The following is an 8,775-nucleotide window of genomic DNA, read 5'->3' on the forward strand; positions in this document are numbered from 1 at the left end:
GACGTCGCACAGGACGGCTTCGGGTTGCCGAGGGATCGTCATGGACTCTGCGTAGGTCTTCAGGTACGAGGAGTCGCCGCGAATTCCGGCCAGGTAGAGGGTGTGCCCGCCCGGGGCGAGGGCGGTCGCGGAGACCCCGTCCAGGCCGAAGCCGGTGAGCGTCTCACCGGGGAGGCCGGCGTTGGTCGCGGTGTCGTAGGCGAGCACCGAGGCGTGCGGGGTCCAGCCGTCCTTGAGCACGTGGATTCGGCCGCCGTCCGTGCCGACCGCCACGTAGTGGAGGTCGACCGGTCCGTCGGCGAAGGTGAAGACGGGCCGGGCCGTGTCGTTGACGGTGTCGACCGCGTAGCCGGTCCCGGCGTTGACCTGGGCGCCCAGGGCGTACACGTGCAGGCCGTCGGGGGAGGCGGCCAGCTCCTTGGTGGCGCCGATCCTCTCGACGGTGCGCAGCACGGTCGGGACGGGCGCGGTGGTGTCGAGGTGTTCCAGACCGGCGTCGGTGGAGACGTAGGCGCCGGCACCGCCCGGCTGCAGGGCGATGGCGTCGACCGCGTGGCCGCGCAGCGGCACGGTCGCGGTGAAGGCGCCCTGCTGGGTGCCGAACACCAGCACCCGGCCCGGCCGCACGCCCTGGCCGTGGAGCTGCGGACCGTACTGGTCGACGTAGACCTTCGATCCGTCGGGGCTGACCGCCAGGTCGGTCAGACCGCCCGCCGACCAGCCGGCCGGCCTGGGCTGGTCCGGTGCGGGAGTGCGGGCCACCACGGTGTTGGCGGCCGGGTCGACGGCGACCAGGTGGTCCGACACCAGGACGTAGAGGCGCCGGCCGTCCTGGCTCACCACGGGCCGCCCGGCGGTGCCGTCGTCCGCCAGCGGCAGTTCGGCGACCACCGCGCCGGACCGGGTGTCGACCGTCCGCAGGACGACCGGGGTCCGGCTGCCGGCCCGGTCGGACGCCACGACGTAGGCCCTGTTCCCCTCCGGACCGACCGCCAGCCCCAGCGCCCGCCACCCGATGGCGGTACCGTCGTGGCCGCCGGGCGTACCCGGTACGGTGTCGGCGACGGCCGCCCCGGCGCCCGCGCCGGTCAGCAGGAGGACGGCCGAGGCCACCAGCGAGCCCGTCCAACGGGCCTTTGACACGCGCGAATTCATGATTCCCCACCCTGTGGTCTAGACATCATGTCGTGGTGCGAGGGTCAGGCTAGGGCACCGGGAGGGCGTTCCGGGGGCGGTTTCCGGCCCTCGTGCGGACGGGGGCGGGACGTGGCCGGCCGGCCACGCGGGCATGGCTCGATCGCACCCGGTCGGTCCGGTGCCGAGGCCGGTGCCGGGGCCGACGGGGCCGCGGTCCGGAGGCGGGGCCCGGGGCGCCGGGAAGTTCCCGATCCGGCCATAGGTCAGCTCTATGACCTCATAGATCTACACCGACTACTGTCGGCACGTACCGCCCGTGTTGGCTGGTCGTGGGGTCGCCCTCGCCCTCCTGCCCGCCCGTCCGTGTTCCCGTTCGGAGGATCGCCCCGCCATGTCCCGTCCGATCCGAGTCGCGATAGTCGGCGCCGGCCCCGCCGGAATCTACGCCGCTGACGCCCTGCTCAAGTCCGACGCCGCCCAGCAGCCCGGGGTCTCGGTCGACCTCTTCGAGCGGATGCCCGCGCCCTTCGGGCTGATCCGGTACGGCGTGGCGCCCGACCACCCGCGGATCAAGGGGATCGTCACGGCGCTCCACCAGGTGCTGAGCAAGCCGCAGATCCGGGTCTTCGGCAACGTCGACTACCCGGCCGACGTCACGCTCGACGACCTGCACCGCTTCTACGACGCGGTGGTCTTCTCCACCGGCGCGATGGCGGACCGGGCGCTCGACATCCCCGGTGTCGGACTCGAAGGCTCCTACGGGGCGGCCGACTTCGTCTCCTGGTACGACGGCCACCCGGACGTGCCGCGCACCTGGCCGCTGGAGGCCGAGAAGGTCGCCGTGCTCGGCGCGGGCAACGTCGCGCTGGACGTGGCCCGCATCCTCGCCAAGACCGCGGAAGAGCTGCTCCCCACCGAGATCCCGCCGAACGTCCACGAGGGCCTGCGCCGCAACAAGGCCCTGGAGGTGCACGTCTTCGCCCGGCGCGGACCCGCCCAGGCCAAGTTCAGCCCGATGGAGCTGCGCGAGCTCGACCACTCGCCGACCATCGAGGTGATCGTCGCCCCCGAGGACATCGACTACGACGAGGGCTCGATCGCCGAGCGGCGCGGCGCCAAGCACGTCGACATGGTCGCCTCGACCATCGAGAACTGGGCGATCCGCGACGTCGGCGACCGCCCGCACCGGATCTTCCTGCACTTCTTCGAGTCCCCGGTGGAGGTGCTCGGCGCCGACGGCAAGGTGATCGGGCTGCGCACCGAGCGCACCGAACTCGACGGCACCGGCAACGTGCGCGGCACCGGCCGGCACACCGACTGGGACGTCCAGGCGATCTACCGGGCGATCGGCTACTACTCGGACGAGCTGCCCAAGCTGCCGTTCGACCCGGTGTCCGGCACCGTCCCGAACGCGGCCGGCCGGGTGCTCGCGGCCGACGGCTCGCACCAGGCCGCCACGTACGTCACCGGCTGGATCAAGCGCGGCCCGGTCGGCCTCATCGGACACACCAAGGGCGACGCCAACGAGACGGTCGCCTGCCTGCTCGCCGACCGGGCCGAGGGCCGCCTCCCCGGCGCCGTCGAGCCCGAGCCCGACGCGGTCCTCGCGCACCTGCGCGAGCGGGGCGTCCGCTTCACCACCTGGGAGGGCTGGCAGCTGCTCGACGCACACGAGCGCGCGCTCGGTGCGGCGGAGGGGCGCGAGCGGGTCAAGGTCGTGGAGCGGGAGGACATGCTGCGCGGCAGCGGGGCGTAGCCGGGACGGCGTGCCCCCGGTCCGCGGGCCCGGCGACCGGTTCCGGTCGTCGGGCCCGCGGTCGTTCGCCGGATCTGTTCGCCGGGCCCGTTCGCGGGCCCCGGCCTCCGGATCCGGTCGTCAGGTCCTCGGGTCGCCGGACCGCTCGGGCCGCGTCCGCCCCGACGGGTGCCGCCCCGACGGGTGCCGGGGCGCCGGCGCGGGGGAGTCCGGTCGGCGCCGCCCGGTCAGCCCCGGAGGCGGTCCGGGTCCGGCAGGTCGCCGGGGGCGTCGGCGTCCGGCGCCGGCGGCGGGGAGAGCAGGACCGGCCAGGCGTCGTCGCCGGCGAGCACCTCGTCGAGGGTGCGGTCCGGTGCGGCCGTGAAGACGGCGGTTCCGGTGTCGGCGGCCCGCGCGTACAGCGCGGGGTCCACCGCCGTCTCGGCGCGCAGCACCAGCGTCGCCTCCGGGACGATCGGCGAGCGCGCGGGGAAGTCCGCCGGGTCGGCCCCGATCTGCTCCAGCGTGAACGGGTAGACGGCGACCTCGACGGCCAGCCGGTCCCCGTCGAGGGCGTGTTCCGCCCACCCGTCGGTCGGGAGCAGGAAGAGCGCGCCGTCCCCCTCGTGCCCGTACCAGCCCAGTTTCGCGACGGCCTGCTCGCCGGGCGGGCCTTCCGGGTCGACGAGCAGCGCCACCACGGGCGCGTCCGGGTCGTCGGGGTTGATGCCGGTACGGACATGCAGCCGGGCCACGGGTGACCTCCGATGAGCGGAAGGGGCTGGGGAGCGGGGCGTGGAGCGGTGGAGTGCGAATCTACGGCCTGCCGGGACGGGCACCGGCGCCGGGTGGGAGCGCGGCATCTTTTTGTCATGTTCGCGACTATGTTGCCGACTATAGCTTTCCCGGCCCGGGACCGGCAGGTGAACCCCGTACTCCGGATCGCCGGGGCGGCCGGGCGGGTCGGGGGCGTCGACGGCGTCGCCGGTTCAGGGGGTGTGCGGCCGGGGGTGGACCGTGTCGAGGAGGAGGGCGAGGAGGCGGTCGGGGGTGGGGGTTCCGGTCGGGGCGGGCCGCGAGGCGGGGCGGGCGGTGGTGAGGGCGATGCCGAGCGCGAGCAGGAGGAGTTCGGGGGCCGAGAGGTCGGGGCGGGCGGTGCCGGACCGCTGGGCGTGGGTGAGGACGGCGGCTCCGGCGTTCCTGATGTCCTCGTGGCAGTTGGCGTTGAGGGTGTCGGGGGCTTCGAGGAAGAGCGCGCTGGCGAGGCCGTGGTAGGCGAGGTTGTGGGCGATGAAGGCGCGGAGCCATTCGGCGAGGGCCTCGTCGGCGGGCCGGGTCCCGGTCAGGTGGCCGGCGTAGGCGCAGAGGCGTTCGATGCGTTCGTGCAGCACCGCGGCCAGCAGTGCGGACCGGGTGGGGAAGTGCCGGTAGAGGGTGCCCGGGCCGACGCCGGCCCGCCGGGCGATGTCGTTGAGCGAGGCGTCGGCGCCCGCCTCGGTGAAGGCCTCGTGGGCGGCGTCGAGGAGGCGTTCGCGGTTGCGTCGGGCGTCGGTGCGCTGGGTCGTTGGCATCGGCGGGTTCTGGTCTCCAAGGGGCGGGTGGCCGGCGGGTCGGGGGTCGGGGCCGGCGTCCCGGCCCTGGGCGGGTGGTCAAGCGGAGAGGTTCTCCGTATCGTAGGGCCGGGGAAACGGAGAGGCTCTCCGGATGTGTCCCCGGTCGGGTCGTGCCCGTTCGGGCCCTCCCGTAGGCCCTGCGCCGGGACGGCGCGCTCGCGAGGAATCGAGGAGCCCTGATGACGCACGACACGGCCTGGGACGTCGCGGACACCCCCGACGCCCCCGACGCCCGCGCGGTCCCGGGCACCGGCGGCACGGGGGACCGCCGGGACGCTCGGAGCCGCTGCGACCGCCGGGTCCGCCGTCGCTCCCCGGGCGGCACCGGGCGGTAGCTCCGGGGCGCACCGGGCGGGGCCGCCCGGGGCCGGGTCCTCGCGGGGGGCTCAGTCCTCCCCGCCCTGGCCGGGGAGCGTGACCGGCTGCCAGCGGTAGCCGGAGTCCTCGTGCCAGCAATGGAGTTCGCCCTCCACCACGGCGGCCAGGCAGAGCCGCCAGTCGTCGCCGACGGCCAGTGCGACCTGGGTGGCCGGGCGCAGCGTCGGCCGCCACCAGCGGGGGCGGCGGGAGCTGCCGACGGCCGGCAGGCGCAGCCGTACGCCGCCCTCGCCGGCCAGGGCGACGGTCGGGCCGCCGCGGTGTCCGGCCATCGCGACGTCGAGCGCCGGTTCGCCGTCGCCGATCTCGCTCGCCGCCCCGGCCGGGTCGGCGCCGTGCAGTTGGACCGAGCCGTCCCGGCGCAGTGCGGCGGCCTGCGGGCCGGCCGAGGAGCGGGCGAGCGCGCCGGCCCGCACCGGGCCGGGGCGGCCCAGCGGCTCGGGCCGTTCCTCCGCCCCCACCCGCCAGCGCAGCAGCCGTTCCCGGTGTTCGACGAGGAGCAGCCAGACGCCCGGCCGTTCCTCCATGGCGGCCAGGACGCGGTCGGCCGGGCAGCCGGCCAGCTCCTGGCCGGTCAGGGTGAGGCCGGGCGCCCAGCGGTACGAGCGCAGGGTGCCGCCGGAGGCCGTCCACACGGCCAGCTCGCCGGCCGAGTTGACCGCCCCAGCGAGCCCGCCGACACCGCGGGCGGCCTCCCACCAGCCCGCCGCGTTGCCGACCCAGAGGGTGCCGGTCTGGTCCTCGGCGAACACCACGAGTTCGGCCTGCGGCCCGGCCCAGCCGCAGACCAGGGTGCGGACGGCGCGCGGCCCGGGGCCGGGCGGGGGCCGGTGCCCGGCGAGGCCCGGGCCGGCGAACACCACCCCGTCGGCGCCGCCGGCGACCAGCAGCGGCCGACCGGCCGCGTCCGGCAGGACGGCCAGGCAGGAGGTGCGCGGCATCGTCCGGTGGGCGCGCAGGAGTTCGCGTCCGCGCGCGGCCCACGGACCGAGCGGGGCGGGCCGGCGGTCCGGTTCGCGGGCGAGCGGTTCACAGGCCCACTGGGCGAGGTCCTCGCCGAACCCGGCGGCCAGCAGCTCGCTCCGGGCCTGGTCGGCGGCGAGCCGGTGGTCGAGCCGTCCGTGCTCGGGCAGCAGCAGGGTCCGGGCCAGGGTCCCGACGGCGAACAGGTCCTTGGCGGTGGTCGGGAACCCGCCGACCCGCTCGGCCTCCGGCGGGACGTGCCCGGGGGTGAACACCGCGACGGTGAGTGCGTGGTCGAGCGGCGCGAGGAAGGTGAGGTCGATGAGCTTGACCTGGCCCTCGCCGTCGACCAGGACGTTGGCGGGGGAGATGTCCCGGTGCACCCAGCGCTTGCGGTGCAACTCGTCGACGATCAGGCAGAGCCGGGCCAGCACCTCGGCCGCGGCGGGCAGTCCGCCGCGGTTGGTGCGGGCCCAGGTGTGCAGCGGCACGCCCTCGACCCAGGGCGAGATCTGGTAGCCGAGCAGTCCGCCGGTCGGCCGGCTGCCCGGCCGGTGCGGGGAGGGGCCGAGCAGGAAGCTGGGCACCACCAGGTCGTTGACGCCCAGTCGGTGGGCGTTGTGCGAGACGTCGTCCCAGCGTCCGAGCCAGCGACGCACCTCGGAGGGGTCGCGCTCCAGCATGATCTTCGCGGCGACCAGCTCCTTCAGGCCGCTGTGGCCGGTGCGGACGGCCCGCCAGACCTCGGCCTCGCCGCCCCGGTGGTGGAACTCCAGGAGTTCGTACTGCTCGGGGTCGAACTCCGGCCCGAACCGGAGCCCGGGAACCCAACGCGACTGTGACACTCGACCCCCGACCGACGACCGGCACCGACTCGCCGTCGGTCTTTCGCGGAACTCAGGATAGTGCTCTTTTCTGTTCGTCCGCCCTGAAGAGGGCCTATCCTGATGGCCACCGAGCAACATCATGAAGAGCCGTCAACTCGTGATCGACAGAAGGATGTTGATCATGAACTGGGCGGATTCCGGACTGCAGGGGGACAGTGCATGGCGCAGCTCGTGGTGCTGCTGCTGGTCGTGGCGGCACTGGCAGGCGCGGGCGGCACCGTCCTCGTCCGCCGCCGACAGGCCCATGACCCGGCATCGGTGGCGACGGCGCTCAGCCGGGCCGCCGCCCAGCTCGCGGCCGGCAAGCCGCAGCGTGCCCGCCGCCGGTACGCCCGGCTGGCCAAGCGGCTGGTGGCGGCGCCCGAGGCGCTCCGGCCCCAGCGCGGCCTCGCCCTGCTCGGACAGGCCGAGGCGGCCACCGCGGCCGGGGACGCCACGGCCACGTCCGCGCTGCACCGCGAGGCGTTCCCCCTGCTGTCCGACCCGGCCCGGCAGCTCCCCCGGTGGAGCCTGCGGCGGATGGCCGAGGAACGGATGCAGGCCCCGGACGGTGAACTCGGGCCGCTGCTCGCCTTCCTCCGGGCGATGGAACCGGCGGCGGCCGGGGCGGCCGTGCGCGGGACCGCAGGCGGGACCGCCGACGGGACCGACCCGGTCACCGACCCGGCCACCGGACCGGTCACCGGCCGGGGCGTCACGCAGAACGGTGTGCAGGGCGTCACGCAGACCGGCGTGCCCGGCGCCGTTCCGGACACCGGGCGGGCGCTCGACCTGACGGCCGAGGCGGGCGCCGACGCCGCGACGGCCGCCCTGGCCCTGGACTGGCTGCAACGTCTCTGCCGGGAGGGCACACCCGAGTGGCGGGAGACCGCGACCGCCCAGGCGATGGCCGCCCTCCCGAACCGGGAGTGGCCGGTGCTGGCCCGCGCCGCGCTGCTGCGCGCACTGGCCGACCGGGCGGCCGAGACCGAACCGCTGCTCGCCGCCGCCGCCCCCGGTGGCAGCGGCGAACTCTGGTTCCGCTGGGGCACCCAGCTCTACGCCCTGCACCAGGACACCCCGGCCGTGGCCGCCCTCGACGAGGCGCTGCGACGCGGTCCGGGCGAGACCTCCCCGTGGTCCCGGGGCACCGCCCTGCGGGCCGAGATCCTGCTCTTCCGCGGCCTCGCCCAGCAGCGGCTGGGCGACACCGGGGCGGCCTGGGCCGACCTCAACGCCGCCGCCACCGAGGCCCCCGCGGACCCGCGCCCCCGGTACGCGCTCGGGCGGCTCGCCCTGCTGCTCGGCGCCGACGACCGCGCCCAGGAACAGTTCGCCGCCGCGCTGGCCGCCCGGCCCTCGTTCGCCCCCGCCCGGCTCGGACTCGCCCTGGTGCACGAACGCGCCGGGCACCCGGCCGAGGCCGCCGTCGACTACCAGGCGGCGCTCGCCCTCACACCCGGCTGGCGCCCCGCGCGGGTCAGGCTCGGCGCGGCGCTGCTCGCGGCCGGACGGACGGCGGAGGCGGAACCGCTGCTGCGCGCCGAGTCCGGGACGGACTCCCGCTGGGGACAGATCGCCGCCTTCCACCACGGCCTGGCCCTGGCCCGGACCGGCGACCCGGCCGGTGCGCTCGAACGCTGGGAGCCCCTGCGCGCGGCCGACCTGCTGGACCGGCTGGCGCTGCTGCGCGACCGGCTGGCCCGTGAGCGGCTCGCCGCCGACCCGGTGGCGGCCCGCGAGCTGTGGCAGCGGGCCGCCGCGGACGACCCGGCCGCACCCGGCTACCCGGTGGCGCTGGCCGAGGCGGCGTTGCGCGAGGCCGCCCACCTGCTGGTCACCGGACGGGACCGGGCCGAGGACCGGGACCGGGCCGGCGCCGCGCTCGACCTCGCCGACTCGCTGCCGGTGGAGGCGCTCCCGGCGCCCCGGTCCGGCGGGGCCTCCCCCGAGGGGGCCTCCGTCGGCGGGGCGCCCCCGGCCGGACCGGCGACGCCCCGGACGGGCACGGTCGTGCTGGGCCCGCCCCCGGCGACGGGCCCGGCTCCGGGCTCCGGTCCGTCGGGTCGGCCGGCCGAAGCGC

The 8,775-nt window shown here is 76.3% G+C and carries 5 protein-coding genes and 2 pseudogenes; 3 read left to right on the forward strand and 4 right to left on the reverse strand.

Features of this window, described 5'->3' with window-relative positions; genetic code table 11:
- A pseudogene (locus tag ABZY91_RS40490) lies at nucleotides 1-1,143 on the reverse strand (hypothetical protein); the annotation flags it as partial.
- 385 nt (nucleotides 1,144-1,528) lie between these two features.
- Between ABZY91_RS40490 and ABZY91_RS40495 the strand changes: the two are divergent.
- Entirely contained in the window at nucleotides 1,529-2,893 is a 1,365-nt protein-coding gene (locus ABZY91_RS40495; RefSeq protein ID WP_355409068.1) for an FAD-dependent oxidoreductase, read from the forward strand.
- Nucleotides 2,894-3,120: 227 nt separating this feature from the next.
- On the opposite strand, the gene ABZY91_RS40500 is transcribed toward ABZY91_RS40495, so the two are convergent.
- On the reverse strand, nucleotides 3,121-3,627 hold the full coding sequence (locus ABZY91_RS40500; RefSeq protein ID WP_355409070.1) for a hypothetical protein: 507 nt from the start codon (nucleotides 3,625-3,627) through the stop codon (nucleotides 3,121-3,123).
- A gap of 234 nt (nucleotides 3,628-3,861) precedes the next feature.
- The gene (locus ABZY91_RS40505; protein ID WP_355409072.1) at nucleotides 3,862-4,443 is read right to left on the reverse strand and encodes a TetR/AcrR family transcriptional regulator; all 582 of its coding nucleotides are present in this window, start codon (nucleotides 4,441-4,443) and stop codon (nucleotides 3,862-3,864) included.
- Nucleotides 4,444-4,664: 221 nt separating this feature from the next.
- Here ABZY91_RS40505 and ABZY91_RS40510 point away from each other — a divergent pair, with 221 nt between their 5' ends.
- A complete protein-coding gene (locus ABZY91_RS40510; protein WP_329877344.1) occupies nucleotides 4,665-4,820 on the forward strand; it encodes a hypothetical protein in 156 nt (51 codons plus the stop codon).
- Between the two features lie 51 nt (nucleotides 4,821-4,871).
- On the opposite strand, the gene ABZY91_RS40515 is transcribed toward ABZY91_RS40510, so the two are convergent.
- Entirely contained in the window at nucleotides 4,872-6,671 is a 1,800-nt protein-coding gene (locus ABZY91_RS40515) for a hypothetical protein (RefSeq protein ID WP_329877346.1), read from the reverse strand.
- Nucleotides 6,672-6,872: 201 nt separating this feature from the next.
- On the opposite strand from ABZY91_RS40515, the pseudogene ABZY91_RS40520 reads away from it, so the two are divergent.
- A pseudogene (locus ABZY91_RS40520) lies at nucleotides 6,873-8,775 on the forward strand (hypothetical protein); the annotation flags it as partial.

The sequence above is a fragment of the Kitasatospora sp. NPDC002965 genome, from assembly GCF_040611255.1.
Classification (GTDB): Bacteria; Actinomycetota; Actinomycetes; order Streptomycetales; family Streptomycetaceae; genus Kitasatospora.

Excerpts from the sequence above, each read along its gene's own strand:
- ABZY91_RS40495 (WP_355409068.1), top strand. The coding sequence starts at position 1,529 with ATGTCCCGTCCGATCCGAGTCGCGATAGTCGGCGCCGGCCCCGCCGGA.
- ABZY91_RS40505 (WP_355409072.1), bottom strand. The coding sequence starts at position 4,443 with ATGCCAACGACCCAGCGCACCGACGCCCGACGCAACCGCGAACGCCTC.
- ABZY91_RS40510 (WP_329877344.1), top strand. The coding sequence starts at position 4,665 with ATGACGCACGACACGGCCTGGGACGTCGCGGACACCCCCGACGCCCCC.